This is a genomic window from Tunturiibacter gelidiferens (assembly GCF_051013345.1).
Lineage (GTDB): Bacteria > Acidobacteriota > Terriglobia > Terriglobales > Acidobacteriaceae > Edaphobacter > Edaphobacter gelidiferens_A.
Genome location: NZ_CP132939.1, coordinates 2,230,394 through 2,250,996, shown reverse-complemented (window position 1 = coordinate 2,250,996; position 20,603 = coordinate 2,230,394). Strand labels below are relative to the sequence as shown.

Annotated in this window: 21 protein-coding genes and 1 pseudogene; 16 read left to right on the top strand and 6 right to left on the bottom strand. The window is 58.0% G+C overall.

What is annotated here, in order from left to right:
- The first annotated feature begins 13 nt into the window (after positions 1-13).
- Both metK and RBB80_RS11160 read left to right on the top strand, forming a co-directional pair.
- Positions 14-1,186, top strand: coding sequence for a methionine adenosyltransferase (metK, locus tag RBB80_RS11165; RefSeq protein WP_433968244.1), 1,173 nt, complete (start codon positions 14-16; stop codon positions 1,184-1,186).
- A 151-nt stretch (positions 1,187-1,337) separates the two neighbouring features.
- Positions 1,338-2,267 carry a transglutaminase-like domain-containing protein gene (locus tag RBB80_RS11160; RefSeq protein WP_433968243.1) on the top strand — a complete coding sequence of 310 codons (930 nt, stop codon included), beginning with the start codon at positions 1,338-1,340 and terminating at the stop codon, positions 2,265-2,267.
- Here the strand turns inward: RBB80_RS11160 and RBB80_RS11155 are convergent.
- Entirely contained in the window at positions 2,249-2,767 is a 519-nt protein-coding gene (locus RBB80_RS11155; protein WP_433968242.1) for a DUF3455 domain-containing protein, read from the bottom strand. The two genes, RBB80_RS11160 and RBB80_RS11155, sit on opposite strands and share 19 nt — an antisense overlap.
- A gap of 93 nt (positions 2,768-2,860) precedes the next feature.
- Here RBB80_RS11155 and RBB80_RS11150 point away from each other — a divergent pair, with 93 nt between their 5' ends.
- The 5 genes from RBB80_RS11150 to ahcY all read left to right on the top strand — a co-directional run bounded on the left by RBB80_RS11150 (position 2,861) and on the right by ahcY (position 7,692).
- Positions 2,861-3,982 (top strand): bifunctional transcriptional activator/DNA repair enzyme AdaA, encoded by a 1,122-nt coding sequence (locus RBB80_RS11150; RefSeq protein ID WP_433968241.1) that lies wholly within the window; start codon positions 2,861-2,863, stop codon positions 3,980-3,982.
- Between the two features lie 30 nt (positions 3,983-4,012).
- Positions 4,013-4,315: a hypothetical protein gene (locus RBB80_RS11145; RefSeq protein ID WP_433968240.1), complete on the top strand. Its 303-nt coding sequence runs from the start codon at positions 4,013-4,015 to the stop codon at positions 4,313-4,315.
- A 409-nt stretch (positions 4,316-4,724) separates the two neighbouring features.
- Complete coding sequence (locus RBB80_RS11140; RefSeq protein WP_433968239.1) at positions 4,725-4,961, top strand: hypothetical protein; 237 nt, start codon at positions 4,725-4,727, stop codon at positions 4,959-4,961.
- Positions 4,961-5,959 (top strand): MFS transporter, encoded by a 999-nt coding sequence (locus RBB80_RS11135; RefSeq protein WP_433968238.1) that lies wholly within the window; start codon positions 4,961-4,963, stop codon positions 5,957-5,959. The genes RBB80_RS11140 and RBB80_RS11135 overlap by 1 nt, the downstream gene beginning before the upstream one ends.
- Positions 5,960-6,249: 290 nt before the next feature.
- Entirely contained in the window at positions 6,250-7,692 is a 1,443-nt protein-coding gene (ahcY, locus tag RBB80_RS11130; RefSeq protein ID WP_433968237.1) for an adenosylhomocysteinase, read from the top strand.
- A 285-nt stretch (positions 7,693-7,977) separates the two neighbouring features.
- On the opposite strand, the gene RBB80_RS11125 is transcribed toward ahcY, so the two are convergent.
- The 3 genes from RBB80_RS11125 to RBB80_RS11115 form a co-directional block, all read right to left on the bottom strand.
- A complete protein-coding gene (locus RBB80_RS11125; protein WP_433968236.1) occupies positions 7,978-8,763 on the bottom strand; it encodes a DUF4397 domain-containing protein in 786 nt (261 codons plus the stop codon).
- Positions 8,764-8,877: 114 nt separating this feature from the next.
- Positions 8,878-11,505, bottom strand: a complete 2,628-nt coding sequence (locus RBB80_RS11120; RefSeq protein ID WP_433968235.1) for a SpoIIE family protein phosphatase — start codon at positions 11,503-11,505, stop codon at positions 8,878-8,880.
- Between the two features lie 117 nt (positions 11,506-11,622).
- Entirely contained in the window at positions 11,623-11,931 is a 309-nt protein-coding gene (locus tag RBB80_RS11115) for a ComEA family DNA-binding protein (protein ID WP_433968234.1), read from the bottom strand.
- 333 nt (positions 11,932-12,264) lie between these two features.
- On the opposite strand from RBB80_RS11115, the gene hisI reads away from it, so the two are divergent.
- From hisI to hisF, 9 genes are read left to right on the top strand one after another with little or no spacing between them, the layout of a single operon-like run.
- Positions 12,265-12,606 carry a phosphoribosyl-AMP cyclohydrolase gene (gene hisI, locus RBB80_RS11110; RefSeq protein WP_433968233.1) on the top strand — a complete coding sequence of 114 codons (342 nt, stop codon included), beginning with the start codon at positions 12,265-12,267 and terminating at the stop codon, positions 12,604-12,606.
- Positions 12,603-13,484, top strand: a complete 882-nt coding sequence (gene hisG, locus RBB80_RS11105; protein WP_433968232.1) for an ATP phosphoribosyltransferase — start codon at positions 12,603-12,605, stop codon at positions 13,482-13,484. Before hisI ends, hisG begins: the two co-directional genes overlap by 4 nt.
- A 45-nt stretch (positions 13,485-13,529) precedes the next feature.
- Positions 13,530-14,789 (top strand): histidinol dehydrogenase, encoded by a 1,260-nt coding sequence (gene hisD, locus RBB80_RS11100; protein ID WP_433968231.1) that lies wholly within the window; start codon positions 13,530-13,532, stop codon positions 14,787-14,789.
- Complete coding sequence (locus tag RBB80_RS11095) at positions 14,786-15,154, top strand: aminotransferase class I/II-fold pyridoxal phosphate-dependent enzyme (RefSeq protein ID WP_433968230.1); 369 nt, start codon at positions 14,786-14,788, stop codon at positions 15,152-15,154. Before hisD ends, RBB80_RS11095 begins: the two co-directional genes overlap by 4 nt.
- The gene (locus RBB80_RS11090; RefSeq protein ID WP_433968229.1) at positions 15,142-15,891 is read left to right on the top strand and encodes a pyridoxal phosphate-dependent aminotransferase; all 750 of its coding nucleotides are present in this window, start codon (positions 15,142-15,144) and stop codon (positions 15,889-15,891) included. The genes RBB80_RS11095 and RBB80_RS11090 overlap by 13 nt, the downstream gene beginning before the upstream one ends.
- Positions 15,873-16,499 carry an imidazoleglycerol-phosphate dehydratase HisB gene (gene hisB, locus RBB80_RS11085; protein WP_433968228.1) on the top strand — a complete coding sequence of 209 codons (627 nt, stop codon included), beginning with the start codon at positions 15,873-15,875 and terminating at the stop codon, positions 16,497-16,499. The genes RBB80_RS11090 and hisB overlap by 19 nt, the downstream gene beginning before the upstream one ends.
- A gap of 47 nt (positions 16,500-16,546) precedes the next feature.
- Positions 16,547-17,158 carry an imidazole glycerol phosphate synthase subunit HisH gene (gene hisH, locus RBB80_RS11080; protein WP_433968227.1) on the top strand — a complete coding sequence of 204 codons (612 nt, stop codon included), beginning with the start codon at positions 16,547-16,549 and terminating at the stop codon, positions 17,156-17,158.
- A 3-nt stretch (positions 17,159-17,161) separates the two neighbouring features.
- The gene (locus tag RBB80_RS11075; protein ID WP_260736720.1) at positions 17,162-17,443 is read left to right on the top strand and encodes a biotin/lipoyl-containing protein; all 282 of its coding nucleotides are present in this window, start codon (positions 17,162-17,164) and stop codon (positions 17,441-17,443) included.
- Positions 17,444-17,446: 3 nt separating this feature from the next.
- Entirely contained in the window at positions 17,447-18,220 is a 774-nt protein-coding gene (gene hisF, locus RBB80_RS11070; RefSeq protein ID WP_433968226.1) for an imidazole glycerol phosphate synthase subunit HisF, read from the top strand.
- Positions 18,221-18,338: 118 nt separating this feature from the next.
- On the opposite strand, the pseudogene RBB80_RS11065 reads toward hisF, so the two are convergent.
- Together RBB80_RS11065 and RBB80_RS11060 are read right to left on the bottom strand one after the other, a co-directional pair.
- Positions 18,339-19,039, bottom strand: a pseudogene (locus tag RBB80_RS11065) (HisA/HisF-related TIM barrel protein).
- Positions 19,040-19,421: 382 nt separating this feature from the next.
- Entirely contained in the window at positions 19,422-20,420 is a 999-nt protein-coding gene (locus tag RBB80_RS11060; RefSeq protein ID WP_433968225.1) for an aldo/keto reductase, read from the bottom strand.
- Between the last annotated feature and the right edge of the window lie 183 nt (positions 20,421-20,603).

Genomic DNA, 20,603 nt, shown 5'->3' with positions numbered 1-20,603 from the left:
CTTTGGAGGAGTTTTGGCTAAACGCGACCGTTTTCTGTTTACGAGTGAGTCTGTCACTGAGGGGCATCCGGATAAGATCGCCGATCAGATCTCCGATGCGATTCTGGACGCCTGCCTGGCGCAGGATCCCTATAGCCGCGTGGCCTGCGAGACACTGACCTGCACAGGTCTGGTCGTTATCGCCGGGGAGATCACGACGAAGGCTTATGTGGATTTTCAGAGCCTGGTGCGCGGGACTGTTGCCGCGATCGGGTATGACAACGCGCTGTATGGGTTCGATTCGAACACCTGCGCGGTGATCTCGACGATCAATAAGCAGTCTGGCGATATCGCCATGGGTGTCGATACGGGCGGCGCCGGCGACCAGGGCATGATGTTCGGCTATGCGACGAACGAGACCCCGGAGCTGATGCCGACGCCGATCTCGCTGGCGCACAAGCTGGCGCATAAGCTGAGCGAGGTTCGCAAGAACGGGCTGATGTCGTACCTGCGGCCGGACGGCAAGAGCCAGGTGACGGTGGAGTATGACTCGGACAACAAGCCGAAGCGGGTGGATGCGGTGGTGATCTCGACCCAGCATGCAGAGAATGTTGGCAACGAAGATCTGCGCGCGGATATTTTGAAGCACGTGATTCAGGCTGTGATTCCTGCGGCATTGCTGGATCAGGATACGAAGTACCACATCAATCCGACGGGCCGGTTCGTGGTCGGAGGACCGATGGGCGATACGGGCTTGACGGGGCGGAAGATCATCGTCGATACGTATGGCGGCATGGGACGGCACGGCGGCGGAGCCTTCAGCGGTAAGGATGCGACCAAGGTGGATCGCTCGGCGGCTTACATGGCGCGGTACGTGGCGAAGAACATCGTCGCGGCTGGGCTGGCGGATCGTTGCGAGGTGCAGTTGGCCTACGCGATTGGCGTCGCGGAGCCGGTGAGCGTGCTCGCGGATACGTTTGGCACGGGCAAGATCGATGAGTCGAAGCTAGAGGACCTGGTGCGGAAGAACTTCTCGCTGACGCCGAAGGGCATCATCGAAGGGCTCGACCTGCGTAAGCCGATCTTCAAGGCGACGGCTGCGTACGGTCACTTCGGACGCAAGGGCGAGGGCTTTACCTGGGAGAAGACTGATAAGGCTGCTGCACTGGCTGAGCAGGCCGGGGTGAAGCAGTTGGCTTCCAAGTAGATTCTCTCCTGGATGGTTTTGAAATATGGGCGGGCCTTCGGGCCTGCCTTTTCTTTTGCTGGTGGGGATTTGTGAAGATCGGGTTAGACTGCTGGCTATCGCTTAATTGCATCACATTTAATATCAACCCCAGTAGAGAAGAGGGTTTTCGATGCTTGTTAAGTCTGAATACGATATTCAATTTCATCTTCCTATGCCCACGCCAATGGTGGCGATGCTGCATCTGCACCCGTCGCTGGAGCCGCAGGTGCGCGCCGGGAATGAATTGAAGGTCGAACATATCGACCAGGAGACGAAGACAAATGTTCCGGTGTCCGAGTATCACGATGTGTTTGGAAATCGGTGCACCCGGTTTGTCACGCCTGCGGGCGCGATTCGGTTGAGCGGGGCGAACGTTGTCGAGATCGAGGGGTTGGCTGATCCGATCAACGCCTATGCGCAACAGGCTCCGGTGGAGAATCTGCCGTCGGAGGTGTTGCAGTTTTTGCTGGCGAGCCGGTACTGCGAGGTGGATAAGTTTGGGCCGATCTCGCAGGATCTCTTTGGCTGGATGACGCCGGGGTGGACGAAGGCATCTGCAATACGCGACTGGGTCCATGAGAAGGTGATGTTCGACTACAAGACGGCGCGACCGACGAAGACGGCGATGGATGTTTTTGCGGAGCGGATTGGAGTGTGCCGGGATTATCAGCATCTGGCGATTGCGCTGTCGCGTAGTCAGAATATTCCAGCGCGGTATGTGACGGGATATCTCGGAGATATTCGCTGGCCCTACAGCGGTCAGGGGGATTTTAGCGCGTGGTATGAGGTGTTTCTTGATGGGCGCTGGATGACGATGGACGCGCGGCATAACGAGCCGAGGGTGGGGAGGGTGCTGATGGCTGCGGGACGGGATGCTGCGGATGTGGCGATCACGACCTCATTCGGGAATGCGATTTTGACGAACTTCTATGTGGACAGCTATGAGGTGCTCGAGGATGGGACGACGGTGCCGAGTCTGCCGGGCACGATAGCGCAGGAGCCTCTGGTGACGTCGGTGAATCGCGGCTCGGCGGGGGCGGTTCAGGGCTTCGCGGAGTAGAAGGTGTAGGTGGCGGTGTAAGGGACGCGGGTGGTGGTGGTGAGGTGTTGGGCGTCGCAGCCGGTGGTGGGAGCGATGCCGCCGTGGGTGTCGGAGCGGCGGATGAACTCAACGCGGGCCATGATGCCGGAGCCACTAGTGCTGGCGGCTTTGAGGAGAAGCCAGGGGATGGCTTGGGGTTCGGGTGAGGGACTCTTCTGGAGGAGATCGCCTTTGACGGTGCTGCCGTCCTGTGACGTCCAGGAGGGCCCAGCTCCATGGGTACCTACGGGTGTGCCTGATTCGTCAGTGAGAGTGGCGTCGGGCGCTTTGAAGATCCATTGGGGGCCGGAGTCGGTTTGCTGGCAGGCGTAGACCTGCGCTCCTTTGCCGGTGACTGTGAGAATCGCGTGTTGCGTAGGCGGCGGCACGGTGAGTGACGGATCGGTGGGGCTTTGAGCGGAGGAGAAGGCGGCAAAGAGGATAGTCGCAGAGAGGGAGACAGGGAGACAGATTCGCATTTTCATCGAGCATAGACTACGCCGAAGAGGTTTGACTACTTTGAAGACACGAAACGGAGCGTGCAGATTTTCGGCGGGTGGGAGGATACTGGAATGATAGAGACAATGACGATGACGAGTGCAGCTAAGAGCGATGTGGTGGTTCCGAGCTACTTTCCGGGCAAGCAGTGGCAGCAGGTGCTGGGACGGGATGCGAGCGCGGACGGGCAGTTTGTGTATGCCGTGAAGTCGACCAGGGTGTATTGCAAACCTAGCTGTGCGAGCCGGCGGCCTTCGCGGAAGAATGTGACGTTCTTCCCTACCCCGGCGCTGGCCGAGGCTGCGGGTTACAGGGCCTGCAAGCGGTGTGAGCCGGAGAGTACCGAGGCGAAGGCCGATCCTCAGGCGGGCGCGATCGCGGCGGTGACGGAGTATTTGAAGGATCATGCGGAGGAGAGGACGAGACTGGCCGATGTGGCGAAGGCTACGGGGGTAGGGCGGCTGACGATTCTGCGTGGGTTCAAGCGGGTGCTGGGGGTGAGTCCTGGGCAGTATGCGAAAGAGGCGCGGCTGGAGCGGTTCAAGAGCAGGGTGAGGGAGCCGAAGAAGGTGAAGGCGCCGATTACGGATGCTATCTATGAGGCGGGGTTTGGGTCGAGCAGCAGATTGTATGAGAAGAGTGCCGCGACGCTTGGGATGACTCCACGGGTGATGCGGGAGGGAGGGGCTGGACTGCTGATTCGGTACTGCACGGCGGCTAGTCCGTTGGGACGGATGCTGGTGGCGACGACAGATGTGGGGATCTGCTCGATTGCTTTTGGTCGTGATGATAAAGAACTGATTGCGGGGTTGCGGGAGCAGTTCTCGAAGGCGCAACTGGTGGTGGCCAAGGGGAATACGGGATGGCTCGCGGATGCGGTTGCGTTTGTGGCGAGTCAGCTTGGGGAGCATCCTCTGGCGGCTACGTTTCCGCTGGACGTGAGGGCTACGGCGTTTCAGCAGAGGGTTTGGAAGGCGCTGCAGGCGATTCCTCGTGGAGAGACGAGGAGTTACTCGGAGGTGGCGTTGCAGCTTGGTGCGCCTTCGGCTTCGCGTGCGGTGGCGGGGGCCTGTGGAGCGAATCCGGTTGCGATTGCGGTGCCTTGTCATCGTGTGGTGGGCAAGGGTGGGGCGATCACTGGATATCGTTGGGGAGTGGAGCGGAAGAGGCGACTGCTGGAGGCTGAGCGGGCGTGAGGTTTGCTGGTGAGCGACAATGATTGCACGATGAGTGTTGCCAAGAGCAAATCGCTGCCGGATGGTTTCAAAGGTTGGATTATCGCGAGTGTGAGCGTACTGCTGCTTTCGCTGGTTCTGGTGTTGGGGGATGTTGTTGCGGCGTTCGCTTACTTCTCTGATAAGACAAACCCGCTCTGGGTGACGCTGCTGGGAGTGGTGGGAGCGATGGGCGTGGGGCTAGGGTTTGCGGGGCTGTTTGTGCTGTTGGCCTTCGCTGGGTGGCGATCGTATTTAGAGTCGAAGAGGGTGCAGATCATTTCGCCAATGCGCGAGGACCAGGGCCAGCGTTGAGCAAGATTGAGCAGTCGAAGGTGGGACAAATGCTAAAAGCTAGCGCCTCCCCCGCCGCTATCTCCGCCGCCGAAACCGGAGAACCCTGAATCGGATGCAGGTGGAGTGGAGACTGCGTCTGAATGGGGAGGAGTTGAATAAGAATTCGGCAAGCTACTAGAGTTCCAGTAACGTCCCCATGTTTTCGCAACGCGCGCTTCCGCTGATCGGCAGTGTGTGCAGTTCTGAAGGTATTTGGAATGCGCAGGACAGTGTTGGGGAGTGCGTTCCACGCCAAGAAGCTTGCGCATAAGTCTTCCAAAACTGAACATTTGGTAATTGTACTCACCAAGAATGTCTCTTAAGTACTCCGTTGTATCTGCCGGAGAAGAATCTCGATCTTGCTCGCCTGAAAGACTAGAGTAGAGCGATGGCAGAGGCGGTTCGTGAGATGGCGGTGGATGGACGGGCGCTTTACTCGAAGATTACGTGGCGGCTGATCCCTTATATTTTTCTGCTCTATATTGTGGCGTATCTTGACCGGGTGAATGTTGGGTTTGCTGCCTATGATCTGCAGCGGGATCTGCACTTCAGCAATACGGTGTATGGGACTGGGGCCGGGATTTTTTTCTGGGGTCGGTGCTGTTCGATCTGCCGAGCAATTTGATGCTGACGCGCGTGGGAGCGCGGATATGGATTGCGCGGATCATGATCTCGTGGGGCGTGATCTCGACCTGCATGATGTTTATGCACTCGAAGGAGTCGTTTTATGTGCTGCGATTTTTGCTGGGAGTGAGTGAGGCGGGATTTTTTCCCGGGATGATTATTTACCTGACGTACTGGTTTCCTACGCAGGAGCGGGCGCGGGCGGTGGCGAAGTTCATGACGGCGACTTCGCTGGCGGGCGTGGTGGGTGGGCCGTTGTCGAGTTATCTGCTGAAGCTGGATGGTGTGGGTGGGCTGGCGGGTTGGCAGTGGCTGTTCGTGTCGGAGGGAGTTCCTACGGTGCTGCTGGGGATTTCGGTGCTGTTTGTGTTGAAGGACGGGCCTGCGAAGGCTGGGTGGCTGCGGGCGGAGGAGAGAGTATGGCTCGAGGGCGAATTGCAGCGGGATAAGGAGCGGTTTGGGGCTTCGACGCATCACAGGCTGCTGGATGCGTTTCGGTTGCCGGCGCTTTGGGTGCTTGCGGGTGTGTATTTTGTGAGCCAAGTGGGGGTGTACATCGTGAATCTGTGGATGCCGCTTATTCTGCAGAGCTTCTCGCATGGTGGGGAGAGGGATGCGATCTTGATTGCTCGGTATGCGACGCTTCCTTACCTTGCAGCGGCCGTGATGACGGTGGTGGTGGGGTGGAGTTCGGATAGACGGAATGAGCGGCGATGGCATATCGCTGGATGCCTGACGCTGTCGGCGGTGGGTTTTGCGTGGGCGGCGTGGGCGCATGCTTTGGTGGTTGCGTTGTGCGCGATGACACTGGCGGCGATTGGGCTCTGGAGCATGATGGGGCCGTTCTGGACGTTGGCGACGAGCATGCTGAGCGGGACAGCAGCGGCTGGAGCTGTGGCGATCTTGCAGATGGTGGGTGGAGTGGGTGGATTTGCCGGACCTTATATGACGGGGCGGCTGCGGGATGCTACGCAGAGTTTTACCGGGGGCTGTATTTGATCAGTGCGATGGCGCTGGGGGCTGCCGGGCTGGCGCTCGTAGCGAGAAATAAAGAGAGTCGGTCGGTTGCAGAGAGTGATCTCTAAGTATTTTTGACTGCGAACTTTTCATCAGGCTACGACTAGTGAATGAGGGTTAAGAAGAATTGGGACTCGTTCACGTCATCTCACTGAAAAGACTCAGGAAGAGTTCGATAAGGCGAACCGCGGCAGCTCTTATTTCACCGGCGAATCGTGGTCGCGATGATATTCTGGATCAAGTAAAAATTCAGCATTTTGAGGTTCCCTACTATGGCGACAGCGACGATCGATAAGGCAGCAGCGGATTACAAAGTAGCCGATATTTCTCTGGCGGATTTTGGCCGGAAGGAGATTGAGATCGCCGAGCAGGAGATGCCCGGGTTGATGTCGATCCGCAACAAGTATGCCGCGGGTAAGCCGCTGGCTGGCGTTCGCGTGACGGGCTCCCTGCATATGACGATCCAGACCGCGGTGCTGATTGAGACGATGGTGGCGCTCGGCGCGAATGTTCGCTGGGCGAGCTGCAATATCTTCTCGACCCAGGACCATGCGGCTGCTGCGATTGCCGCGGCGGGTGTGCCGGTGTTTGCGTGGAAGGGCGAGACGCTTGAGGAGTTCTGGTGGTGCACGAACGAGTCGCTGAAGTTTCCTGATGGTAAGGGCGGATTGCTCGGGCCGCAGCTTGTGATCGATGATGGCGGCGATGTGACGCTGCTGATCCACAAGGGCGTTGATATGGAGAAGGGCGACAAGTGGATTGATTCGCCTTCGAGCTCGACCGAAGAGGATGTAATCAAGGCTCTCCTGAAGAAGGTACATGCGGAGCATCCGACCCGCTGGCAGGATGTGGCGAAGGAGTGGCGCGGCGTTTCGGAGGAGACGACGACGGGCGTTCACCGGCTGTACAAGATGCTGGAGAAGGGCACGCTTCTGGTTCCGGCGATCAATGTCAATGATTCGGTGACGAAGTCGAAGTTCGATAACCTGTATGGCTGCCGCGAGTCACTGGTGGATGGCATCAAGCGCGCGACCGATGTGATGGTCGCGGGTAAGGTCGCTGTGGTTTGCGGGTACGGCGATGTGGGTAAGGGCTCGGCGGCTTCGCTGCGTGGGCTCGGGGCGCGGGTGATTGTGACGGAGATCGATCCGATCAATGCGCTGCAGGCTGCGATGGAAGGCTATGAGGTCACGACGATTGAAGAGACTCTTGGCCGCGGCGATATCTACGTGACCTGCACGGGCAATGTCGACATCATCACGGTGGAGCACATGAAGCTGATGAAGGATCAGGCGATCGTGTGCAACATCGGCCACTTCGACAACGAGATCCAGATGGAGCCGCTGAATGCGCTGAAGGGCGTGAAGAAGCTGAACATCAAGCCCCAGGTAGACAAATACACGTTCGAGAGCGGCAACAGCATCTTCGTTCTGGCTGAGGGCCGGCTGGTGAACCTGGGCTGCGCGACTGGGCATCCGAGCTTTGTGATGTCGAACAGCTTTGCAAACCAGACGCTGGCTCAGCTCGACTTGTGGAAGAACAAGGATACGTACAAGATCGGGATCTACATTCTGCCGAAGAAGCTGGACGAAGAGGTTGCACGGCTGCACCTGGAGAAGATCGGGGTGAAGCTGACGACGCTCTCCAAGAAGCAGGCGGATTACCTGAGCGTTCCGGTGGAAGGACCATACAAGGCGGACCATTACCGGTACTAAGCTTCAAGAAGAAACAAAGGGCCGCTGAGGAGTTCCTCGGCGGCCTTTTTGTTTGCTGCATGGAGAGAGAACAAGACAGGTTGATTCAGTCTTCAAGGATTCAGTGGGAGTCCGGGGAGGCGTGTCCGTCACCGCTTACGGAGGGAATAGACACGGGGGTTTTGCGAGTGTTGTGGCAAATCGAAGAGGTATATTTTTTCGAAAAGGCGCGACTTTCGAGTGTTCTCTGGGTTAGCGCGAGGCTTGCTGTGGGATTTTACTTTTGCGAGAACAGCCTGGCGGGCGTTAGTTCGTGGCGGGGTCGAAGTCGCTGGCGGTTATGACCTGCAGGCCCGGTGCGGAGGTCGGCTGTTGATCGATGAGGATGATGGTGTGGGCTGAGCCGGAGGAGTATGTGACCTGCGAGCCGTTGTAGACCGCGAGAGATGAATTGGGGGGAACGGTTGCGGTGGGCAGAATGACGAAAGAGTAGGCACCGGCCGGGATGTTGAGGTAGCCGGTGTTCGCGCCGAAGGGGATGTTGGTCACCGTGGGGGCGACGGCGGTGAGTTTCTGACCAGCGGGGACGAGATAGATGTCGACGGCGCCCGAGCGCGTGGCCTGGTTGAGGAAACGGAGCGCGATCTGGCCCTGGGGTGCGGGCTGGCTCTGGTCGGTGAGTGTGAGCTGCTGCATCGTGGCGGCGGCGCTACCGATGAGAACGGTGTATTGGCCGGAGGCGGCGAAGTTCATCCTGGATATGGAGAGAAGCTGCCTGGTTCCGGCGGTGTTGGCGGCGATGGTGTCGCTGCCGGGCGAGAGCGGAATGTAGGAGGTGATGGTGCCGAAGCCGAGATTATGAGCGAGGGGGTTGGAGCCCTGATAGATGTCGAGCCTGGGAGCATCAGGGGAGGCTGTAACAACGCGAACCTGGGGTGCGGGAGCGCTGCTGACGATGGCTCCGCATCCGGCGAGTGTGAGCAGGATTGCTGTGGCCGCGACAGCGCGAGCGACAGGTCGGACGAGATGAATGAGGTTGAACATAGACCGTCGACTGGTGATCCTCAGATTGATGGAGGCGCCGCGCTCCATCCACTTTACTTGATTTCACTACGCAGAAGAGTGCTGAACGGATGGAGAGGATGAGCAATCTGGGGGATACGAAGGAATTATCAGATTTTGTTTGCACAGTTGCCGTTCTAGATCTCAGCTATTTGTAGCTGTGTGGCCGATGGTGAAGACTAGAAGGGTCATGTCGTCGTGCTGCGCAGCGCCGGCGGTGAATCTGTCAGCAGCGTCGAAGATGCAGGTGAGTAGTTGGTCGGCGGTTGTGGTGCAGTCGGGCCGGTTGAGGAGTTGGCGGGCCGATGCAAGCATGTTGTCTTCGCCCCACTCTTCCTCGTCGTGGTTCATGGCTTCAGAGATTCCGTCGGTGAAGGCCAGCAGGACGTCGCCGGGATGTAGTTGGAGGGCGGCCTGGGAGTACTCCGCATCGGGCAGGAGGCCCACTACGGTTCCGGTGGGTTCGAGGGCGATGGTTTCGGCGCCGCGCAGGACGTAGGGAGGGTTGTGTCCAGCGTTGACATAGGTGAGGAGATGGTTGACTGGATCGTATTCCGCGTAAAAGAAGGTGGCGTAGCGATTGGTGGTGGAGGACTCATAGACGATTTTGTTGACGTTGGAGATGAGAGCGGCGAGATCGCTCTGCTGCAGGCCGGCGATGCTGCGGAGGCTGGCCCGCAGGCTCGCCATGAGGAGCGCGGCGGAGATTCCTTTGCCAGAGATGTCGCCGAGGGCGAGGGCTAGACGGGAGTCTGTGGTTGAGTCTGACGGAAGGAGGAAGAAGTCGTAGTAGTCGCCTCCGACGACCTGAGCGGGGCGGCAGAAGCCGGCGAGATCTACACCTGGAATTTTGGGATAGGTCTGCGGGAAGAGGCGCTCCTGAACCTCACGGGCGATCTCGAGCTCGCGGGAGATGCGTTCGCGTTGAGTGACCTCGGTGGTGAGGTTTTCAAAGAGCTCGGCGTTTTCAAGAGCGAGGCCGGTTTGGGAGGCGATGGTCTGGAGGAGTTGGCGGTCGGTTTTGGTGTAGGGCTCCTCGGAGCTTTTGGGGCCGAGGGCGATGACGCCGGCGAGGCGAGTGCGGCCGGGGAGAGGGACGAGGAGTTCGGTGGAGAGATCGTTGAGGGCGCTGCGTTCGGCGTCGGTGGCGTCTATGAGCCAGCTGGAGGGGTCGTCGCGATAGACGTTGGCGGGGGCTTTGGCGCGGGTGAGTGTGGTGATGGTGGTCGAGGCAGCTGGAAGAGAGAAGATCTGGGCTGCGCCTGGGGTCATGGGCATTCCGGTGGCGAGTTGGAGGTGGTACGTATCGCCGGAGCGGAGGAAGACGGCGATGCGTTCGATGTGGAGCGTGGAGCCGAGACGGCGGGTGATGGTTTCGAGCAATGGGGTGACTTCGGTGAAGTTGCGGGCTTCGTCGGAGAGCTCGGAGAGGAGCTGCTCGGTGGAGTAAGCCTCGCGGAAGAATCGCTGGTCGATCATCTTTTGCAGGCGATTCGAGAGGAGAAAACGGAAGGCGAAGAAGACTCCAATGATGAGTAAGATGCGGATGATGTCGTTGCGCTGATGGTCGGGATGTTTGAAGAAGTCGTTGAGGGAAAAGGCCATCCATATGGCGAGTCCAACTCTTACCACCGTAAGAAATTCGCGGGCGAAGGCGTAGCGGGTTCCCTGGCGAATGATGATGCGAAGGTCCATTGCACGCTGAACTACGACAACGTAGGCAAGAGAGAGCGGGAAGAGAAGGAGAATGACGAATACAGAAATATTGACCCACTCAGGGGTTCCCTGCCCGACGTCGCTTTTGGTAACGATGGATAACAAGAGAAGGAGAAATAGTGGGGTGAGTCCGACCGAAGTTCCGACTAAGAGAATCCGGAGGCGGCGGCGAGCATCGCCGGTGGCCTGGCCGATCTTTGGACCGAGATTGAAGAAGAACCAACTGATTGCGATGGCGCCCAAGACATTTTCCGCAACGTTGACGGGGTACATGTAAGGAGCGAACCAGGAGATCGAAGCGAAGCTCCACATGTCGCCGAAGATGGCGATGAAATCTGTAAAGGATAAAAGCATAAGGGGAATCGCTACGAGCCACTTGACCCAGGGGAACTTGATATCTGTTTGTGAGCGATCGGGAAAGTAGACCCCGAAGAACATGAGGCAGATCGGCATTGCGGTCTGCGCCACGATATTCCAAATCAAGGCGATGGGGAGGAGGTAGGGTCCGACGATCAAGGTCGGGTTGTTGATGATAGCGTCGAAGTAGCAGAGAATTCCCAGAATAAGCCAGGCATTCAGATTTCTCGGGCGAGCGAAGACCACCCATAAACCGATGAGGAGACAGAAGAAAGTCAATAGGGCGAACACCAAGTTGACTGAGATTTGCAAGGGCGAGAGCTTCTGGGGCTCAACCGCGGCCAGTCGGATGCTCGTCGACTCGACCGCTGCGTCAGAGCCGCGGCGGTAGGTGATTGTCATTGGGTCGCCCGGCGAGGCGCGACGGATTTGACCAAGAAGCATATTGCGACTGGTGTATGGCTGGCCATTGATTGTGAGGACGGTGTCGAAGGGTTCGAGACCTGCGGCAAGAGCCTCTTCGCGGAGGTTGGTCGTTGTCGCAAGGCGCGAGCCGCTTTCGAACGGGGCTCGAACGATGGACTGGCCGTGCACCATAACGTTGAAGACGCGGATAGCAGCACCGTACGCATGCAGGAGCGCTAGCGCGGCTACGAGGGCGAGAAGAAAATACTGGAGGCGTGCGGATCTCTGGGGCATAGGCCAGTTGGAGAGATGGTAGCAGCGGCGTGGGAGTTTCGAGGATAAAGATAATGGAGTTGAATGGGACGGGCATCCTGGTCCGGATGCCCGTCTGAGCAGGGCTGCAGCTACCGCCTACTTTTTGGGGTGGCTGGCGATGATCTGGTCCTTGATCTTGTCGTAAGTGGCCTTGGGAAGGACACCCTTGGTGACGAGCTGATTCTTTGCGGTGTAGGGGCGGCCGTCGATGATGCGCTTCGAGTAAGCATCGCCGATGCCTGGGAAGGCCTTGAGCTGGTCGGCGGTGGCGGTGTTGATGTCGAGCGGCGTGGTGGCCGCGGCGGCGGCTGGCGCACCTGCTTTGGAAGCCTGGGCAACCGAGAAAACCGGGGCGACGGAGAGCAGGAGCGCGGCGGCGAGAAGTTTGCGGCGAAGATTGATCATCTGAGATCTCCTACTTTGGGCTGAATACTTTACAGCGGAAGAGTACGAGAGAGTGTGGGCTGCGTCAACGGACAAGTTTCAGCTTTGTTGACTTTGAAGCTTGCGGCAGGGGTAACGCGGTTTGACTTCTCCATGACTGAAAGCTACCCTGAAGGGGAGATGAGCAGACTGCACCTCCATCACGGCCATTCGCATCATGACGCAACGAGCGTGTTGGCGGCTGTGTCCGGAGTGGCGAAGTAACGAACGCTTACTAAGGATTTCGAAAGGCCCGCTGACGCGCATACCGCGAGCGGGCCTTTTTCGTGCCTACATGGAAATGGGGAGACAGAGATGGTGAATTCCGTGAAGATAGATTTTGCAAAGATGGATGGCCTTGTCCCGGGTATCGTTCAGGATGCGAAGACGGGCGAGATGCTGATGCTCGGTTTTTTGAATGAGGTCAGCTATGCGAAGACGCTGGAATCTGGATTTGTCACTTTCTGGAGCCGGACGCGGCAGAAGCTTTGGATGAAGGGCGAAACCAGCGGCAATCGGCTGCGAGTAATCCAGGCGTCGACCGACTGCGATAACGATGCGCTGCTATTCAAAGTTGAAGTCGAGGGCGATGGGCTGGTTTGTCACGAGGGAACGGTGAGCTGCTTTACGAAAAATATTGCGACGGAGGCGAAGTGAGCGAGACGAAGCGGTTGAAGCTGGGAATACCGAAGGGCAGCCTGCAGGACGCGACGATTGCGCTGTTTGAACGCGCTGGATGGCGGATCTTCGCTAATGGGAGGAGCTACTTCCCTTCCATCGATGATGAGGAGATTGAATGCATGCTGGTCCGGGCGCAGGAGATGGCGCGATATGTGGAGCATGGGGCGCTGGATGCTGGGCTGACGGGCAATGACTGGGTGCTGGAAAATGAGAATGAAGTGGAGTATGTCACCAGCCTTACGTACTCGAAGCAGAGCCGGCAGAAGGTGAAGTGGGTGCTGGCGGTGCCGGAGGACTCACCGTTCCAGAAGCCTGGGGACCTTGCGGGGAAGATTATTGCTACGGAGCTTGTTGAGTTTACGAAGCGGTACTTCGCCGGAAAGAAGATTCCAGTAACGGTGGAGTTTAGCTGGGGCGCGACCGAGGTGAAACCTCCGACGCTGGCTGATGCGATTGTTGAGGTGACAGAAACAGGGTCGTCGTTGCGCGCGAATCGGCTGCGAATTATCGAGACGCTGATGGAGAGCGAGACCCAGTTGATTGCGAATAAAACGGCCTACAGAGAGGGTTGGAAGCGGGAGAAGATTGAGAATATCTCTTTGATGCTGAATGCCGCGATTGCTGCGCAGGGACGAGTCGGTTTGATGCTGAATGCGCGGAAGGTTGATTTGGAGAAGATCGTTGGTGAGTTGCCTGCGTTGACCTCGCCGACAGTGTCGCAGTTGAGCGATCAAGAGTGGGTCGCGTTGAATACGATTTTGGATGAAGCTTTGGTGCGTGAGGTGATTCCGAAGCTCAAAGCTGCTGGTGCTACCGGCATTGTTGAGTATCCGCTGAGTAAGGTTGTGCTGTAAAAATCGTTCTGCCTTGGGCTAACGAGTTGCCTCTGGAGTTTTGTGATGAAGCTGGTAAGGACGTTTGGTCGCGGCAAAGCTGCGGCAGATGCATTGATCGAATCTCTGGAACGGCGGGGCGCTGTGAATACGGCGCGCGTGGAGCCAGTGGTGCGACGCATTCTCGCAGCAGTGCGCAAGGGCGGCGACCGAGCGTTGGCGAAGTATGCGGTACAGTTTGATTGGCTTGCAAAGGGTCAGACGTTGGTGGTGTCGCGTGGGGAGATGAAGGAGGCTTGGGATTCGACAGCGCCGGCACTGCAAGCGGCGATGATGGTGGCGCGAGGAAATATTCTTGCGTTCGCCGAGTCGCAGCTGCCACAGGAGTGGACGATCTCTCCGGTGGATGGTGTGAGGACGGGACAGATCGTGCGGGCGTTGGGCAGCGTTGGGTGTTATGTGCCGGGAGGGCGCTATCCACTGCCTTCGACGCTGTTGATGACGGTGATACCTGCGCAAGTCGCTGGGGTGGAACGAATTGTGGTGTGTTCGCCTAGGCCTGCAAAAGAGACGATGGCCGCGGCATGGCTCACCGGGGTAACGGAGTTTTATCGCGTGGGCGGCGCGCAGGCGATTGCAGCTATGGCTTACGGCACGACTACGATTGAGCGAGTCGATAAGATTGTCGGGCCGGGAAATCTTTATGTGACTGCGGCAAAGATGCTGGCTTCAAATGAATGTGGGATCGATATGCCGGCGGGTCCCACGGAGATTGTGGTAACCAGCGAAAATGGGGACGCGGCGGGGATCGCGGCAGATCTGATTGCGCAGGCAGAACATGACCCGGAGACATTGGCTGTTCTGATTACGAGCAAGGAAGAGTTGGCGAAGGCTGTTGAGGCAGAGGTGAAGTTACGCGCGCGAGATAATGAGATTGGGAAGCAGTCACTGGCGGCACGCGGATGCTTATTTGTGACCGCCTCAGTACGCGAAGCTCAGGAGCTAACGAACCGGCTCGCGCCAGAGCATTTGACCGTCGATTCGGAGGCGGATCTAAAGTGGGTTCAAAACGCTGGATCCGTTTTTGTCGGAGAGTTCGCGCCGCAGTCGATGGGAGATTACGTCTCTGGCCCGAATCATGTGTTGCCAACCGGGCGCTTCGGGCGGGTCCGAGGTGGCTTGAGTGTGATGGATTTCGTAAAGGTTATTACAGTGCAGCAATACACGAAGTCAGGGTTGAAGAAGATGGGTCCCCACGCGATCGCACTGGCGGAAGCAGAGGGACTGAAAGGACATGCAGAAAGCGTGCGGGTGAGGATGAAATGAGTCTTGCTACTGACTTGGTTACATACAGGAAAATTGTGCAGGCGCGCAAGGCTGTATTGGAGATGCCTGAGTATCATCCCCCGTTGGCTGGACGTGACGCATTGCGTCTGGACTTCAACGAGAATACGTTTGCGCCGTCGCCACGGGTCGTCGAGAAGTTGTTGGCGCTTACAGCCGAGGGGCTAACGAAGTATCCCGAGAGGGAGCCGGTGGAGAGGATCGTCGCGACACATTTCGGATTGAAGCCAGACGAGGTGTTGCTGACAAACGGCGTCGATGAAGCGATTCATCTGATATGTGTGGCGTTTCTCGAGACGGATGACGAGGCGCTGATTGCGACCCCGACTTTTTCATGTACGACGTGAGCATCAAGATGATGACGCCTCACCTGCGAAAGGTACAGGCAGATGCGACGCTGGCGTTTCCGTTCGAACGCTTCATGTCCGCTATCACGGATAAGACGAAGCTGATTATCATTGCTTCGCCGAATAATCCGACTGGAGCAACGGTAAGCAAAGAGCATCTGCTGGCGATTGCCGCAGCGGCTCCTCAGGCGGTATTGATGGTCGATGAGGCTTACTATCACTTTCACGGCGAGTCGACGCTTGAGGATCTGGTGACGATACCGAACCTGATCGTGGCCCGAACGTTTTCGAAGGCCTATGGATTGGCGAGTTTGCGAGTCGGCATGTTGGCTGGGAATGCAGCGCTCTTGAAGAGTGTGCGCAAGGTGTCTTCTCCGTATAACGTGAATGGAGTAGCGTTGGCTTGTCTGCCAGTTGCTGTTGCCGACGAGGAATATCTTTCCTGGTACACAGAGCAGGTCCGTATTGGACGGAAGAGAATGATGGATGGCCTGCGAGAGCTGGGGGTTCCCTTCTTTCCTAGTCATGCGAACTTTGTCCTTATGAATATTGGGCCAAGGCATGCTGCGCTTGTGGATGCGATGAGAAGGCATGGGGTGTTGCTGCGGGATCGATCGACCGATCCTGGATGTGATGGTTTTGTGCGCATCACCATTGGCATTGAAGAACATGTCAATCGTGGACTGGATGCGTTGAAGACTTCCCTGCGGGAGATTGAATGGAGCGCTACGGTATGACAGGGGCGAAGGCTTTGAAGGTGCGCTCTGGAGTAATCAAGCGCGATACTACAGAGACGCAGATTGCGTTAAAGCTCGTTGTCGACGGCCAGGGTGTGTACAAAGTGTCGACCGGGATTCGTTTTTTTGATCACATGCTGGAGTTGTTTACACGCCATGGGGGGTTTGATCTGACGTTGAAGTGTACGGGTGATCTCGATGTCGATCAGCACCATACGGTCGAAGATGTAGGGATTGCTCTTGGCGAGGCATTTGGTAAAGCGCTGGGTGATAAGAAGGGCATCATGCGCGCCGGATATTTTGTGATGGCGATGGATGAGACGCTCGCCGTCGCAGCGGTGGATCTTAGTGGACGAGTTGCTTACGTTGTCGACGATAGAGTGAAAGTGCGTTTAGTCGGAGATTTTCAAAGCGAGTTGCTGACCGACTTCTTCGATGGCTTCGCCCGCGGAGCCAAAGCGAATGTACACGTGAAAACGATGTATGGGCGCAGCAATCATCACAAGATCGAGGCGATCTTCAAGGCGTTCGCCAGGGCGCTGCGTGGGGCCTGTTCGCGGGATGAGCGGATGAGGGACATGTTGCCGAGTACCAAGGGGCTGCTTTAGCGGGCTTAGTTTTCTTCTGCGTTACATGAACGAATAGGGCTGACGGCATGATCGCGATTATCGATTACAGAGCGGGAAACCTGACCAGTGTTGTAAAGACGCTGAACTATCTTGGTGCGCGCGAGATCGTTGTGACACAGGATCCCGCGATGGTGGCGAAAGCGGCGAAGGTGGTACTTCCAGGGGTGGGACACTTTCGTGCTACTTCCCTGTTGTTCGAGCTTGGCTTGGCGGATGCGGTGCGGGAGAGTATCGCCAAGGGCACGTGGTTCCTGGGGATCTGCGTTGGGTTGCAGTGGTTGTTTGATGGGTCGACAGAGGCTCCGGGTGTGGCAGGGTTGGGGCACTTTGCTGGGAGGTGTGAGCGGTTCCCTGCTCTGTTCGAGGGCGCGGAGTTGAAGTCGCCGCATGTGGGATGGAACTCGCTGGAGATGATGAGTGCTGATTCGAGGTTGATGCGCGAGGTGGAAAGTGGCGGATTTGTTTACTACACTCATTCGTGGCGTGCACCGGTGATTCATGCAACTGCGGCGGTCACAGAATATGGTGGGGCGTTTACGGGAGTGGTCGAGAAGGACAATGTCATGGGGGTACAGTTTCATCCTGAGAAGTCGAGCACGGTGGGATTACAGGTTTTGAAGAACTTTGTGGAGTTGTAGAGCATGCCTTTTTTGTATGAGTTGAAGATTGCTGCGGAAGAACCCTCTTATACGTTTGTGCAACAGCTGGTGCCGGCGGGGTCCCTCGTGGGGACGGGGCAGGCGGTTTGTACTCTGACGGATGGGGCTATGGAGTTTCATGTTCCGGCGCCGAGGCAGGGTTTGCTGGTGGAGTGGTTTGTGGAGCATGGTGCGGTGATCGAGAATGGGGATTCGCTGGCGCGGATTGTGTGTGAGGGTGAGTTGGTGGCGGTGCCAGCGGCTGTGCCGATGAGGTTGGGATAGTCGATGCTGACGAAGCGGATCATTGCTTGTCTCGATGTGCGCGGCGGGCGCGTCGTGAAGGGTGTGCAGTTCGTGGACATCGTCGATGCGGGCGATCCAGCTGAGCTGGCACATCGTCATGCTGCGGCTGGAGCGGATGAGATTGTGCTGCTGGATATTACAGCTACGCATGAGGGGCGCGGAACGCTGCTCGAGACGGTGAAGCGAACGGCTGCGACGCTGTTCGTGCCGTTTACTGTTGGGGGCGGGATTCGGAGCGCGGAGGATGCTGCGGCTGTGTTCGATGCGGGTGCAGACAAGGTGAGCATCAACTCGTCGGCGATTTCTCGGCCGGAGCTGATTGGAGAGATCGGTGGAAGCTTTGGAGCGCAGGCTGTGATTGTGGCTATCGATGCTCGTCGCGTTGAAGGCGCTAGCGTCGAGGAGGCTGAAGTTTTTGTCAGTGGCGGGCGGAAGGCGGCGGGGCGGCGGGTTTTGGATTGGGCGCGCGAGGCCGAGGCGCGGGGTGCCGGGGAGATTCTGCTGACTTCAATGGATACCGATGGGATGCGGGGTGGGTTCGATTGTGAGTTGACCGCGATGGTGAGTGGGGCGGTGCAGATTCCGGTGATTGCGTCGGGTGGGGCGGGGACTGCTGCGCACTTTGTTGAGGTGTTCGGGCGGGGTAAGGCGGATGCTGCGCTGGCGGCTAGTATCTTTCACTTCGGCGTTACGGACTCGCGGGAGTTGAAGGCGGAGTTGCAGCGGGCTGGGGTTCCGGTTCGGCTGCCCTGCTAGGCGACATCTCTTCTGTCCTGCCGGACGGGCCCACTACGCGTGGGGCGCCCACTTCGTGGGTGTGTACCTTGTGTCGTTCCGGCAGTGCGCGTCGGTCCTCCCGATGGTCGGATGCTTGCTATGCTTCCATCGCGCCGGAGTAGACGGCCATTCCGGCTACCGCATCGACTCCCATAGCGTCTAGGGCTTCTATTTCGCTCGGCGATTTGATTCCTCCGGCGACTATGAGTTGTTTCGCAGTGCAAGCTCTTAGGATTGCTGCGACATCCAGGGGAAGCCCTGCATGGTTCCTTCGGTGTCGACGTGGGTGTAGAGGAAGGCGGTGCAGTAGTCTTCGAGCCAGGTGATGGCTTCTTCGGGAGTGAGGTCTACGGAGTCTTTCCAGCCTTTGACGGCGACTCTTCCGGCCTTGGTGTCGACGCTGAAGACGAGGGCTTCTTCGCCGAGGGAGGACTTGAGGCCTTCGGCGAACTCGAGATAGATGAGCTTGTGGCGGCGGATGTGGTCGGGCTCGGCCGGGCGGAAGAGGCTGGAACCGTAGATGACTCGTTTGGCTCCGGCTTCGAGGAGGATTTTGCCGTCTTCGGCGGTCTTCAGGCCGCCGCCGACCTGGCAGGGGAGGCGTTTGCAGATCATCTCGATGAGGGCGCGGTTGTTGCCCAGACGCATGGCGGCGTCGAGGTCGATGAGTTGGACCAGAGGGTACTTTTGAAAGCGCTCGATCCAGTACTCGAAGTCGTCGAAGGCTAGTTTCAGCTTTTCGCCCTGGACTAGCTGGACGATGCGGCCTCCCATGAGGTCGATTGAGGGTATTAACATTTTCTCTTTCCTTACTTTCATTCTTCGCGGTGCGACTGCGTTTCCTTTGACTGCCCTCTCGCGGTGAGACTGCGAGAGGCTTGGCTTAGGATGACAGTTTGGTTTGGGTGTGGAGGATTTTCTAACCGCAGATTCCTCCGCTTCGCTGCGGAATGACAATAAAAGGACAGGCAACAGCAACGACAACAACAACCGTAGATTCCTCCGCTTCGCTGCGGAATGACAACAAAAGGACAAGCAACAACAACGACAACTGCAACCGCAGGTTCCTCCGCTTCGCTGCGGAATGACAACAAAAGGGCAAGCAACGACAACTGCAACGACGAGAGCAAGGACAACTGCAACGGCGAGAGCAAGGACAACTTCAGAGACTGCTGCGGTGTTAGCTGAAGCCTACGACGGGGTGCGGGATGTAGGGCTCTTCGAGCGAGGTGATCTCCTCTGGTGTGAGCTTGACGGAGAGGGCGGCCGCGGCGTCGGTGAGGTGGTTGGGCTTGGTGGCCCCTACGATGGGCGAGGTGATGTGTGGTTTGCTGAGCATCCAGGCGAGGGCCAGGGTGGCGCGGGGTATGCCTCGCTTTTCGGCGAGTTCGCCTAACCGGTCGACGACCTTTTTGTCGGCTTCTTCGGTTGGGGTGTAGATGGCTTTGGCGAACTGGTCGGTGTCGTTGCGTTTGGTGGTCTCGGAGTTCCAGGCGCGGGCGAGACGGCCTCGCGCGAGCGGGCTCCAGGGGATGACGCCGATGCCTTCGGCCTGGCAGAGACCCATCATCTCGCGCTCCTCTTCGCGGTAGAGGAGGTTGTAGTGGTTCTGCATGGAGACGAAGCGGGTCCAGCCGTGGAGGTCGGCGACGTAGAGGGCCTTGGCGAACTGCCAGGAGTACATGGAGGAGGCTCCGATGTAGCGGACCTTGCCGGATTTGACTGCGTCGTGGAGGGCTTCCAGGGTCTCTTCGATGGGGGTGTCGTAGTCCCAGCGGTGGATCTGGTAGAGGTCGACGTAGTCGGTGCCGAGGCGCTTGAGGCTCTGGTCGAGTTCGAAGAAGATCTGTTTGCGGGATAGGCCCCTGGCGTTGGGGTCGTCGCGCATGGCGTTGAAGAGCTTGGTGGCGATGACGGTGTCTTCGCGTTTGGTGTTGGCTTTGAGGAAGCGCCCCAAGAGCTCTTCGGAGGAGCCGACGGTGTAGATGTTGGCGGTGTCGAAGAAGTTGATGCCGAGGTCGAGGGCTTGCTTGAAGAAGGGCTGGCTGTCGGCTTCGTTGAGGGCCCAGGCGTGACTTCCGGGGCGAAGGGGGCCGGCGGGAGGGACGCCGTAGGACATGCAACCGAGGGCGATGCGGGAGATCTTGAGACCCGTTTTACCTAGATTCACGTATTCCATGCCGTCTCCTTAGAAGCTCGGGAGGGTACCCCCCTTGGGGGTATCGATTTGTAAGCCATTTGCAATGAATGACTTGCTGAAATGACCCCCTGCAAAATATTGATTCTAGATGGCTTACAGGCAAAATCTTCATAACAAAAGGTTTAGCGTTAACTTATTCATTCAACCGCAACCGCAGATCCC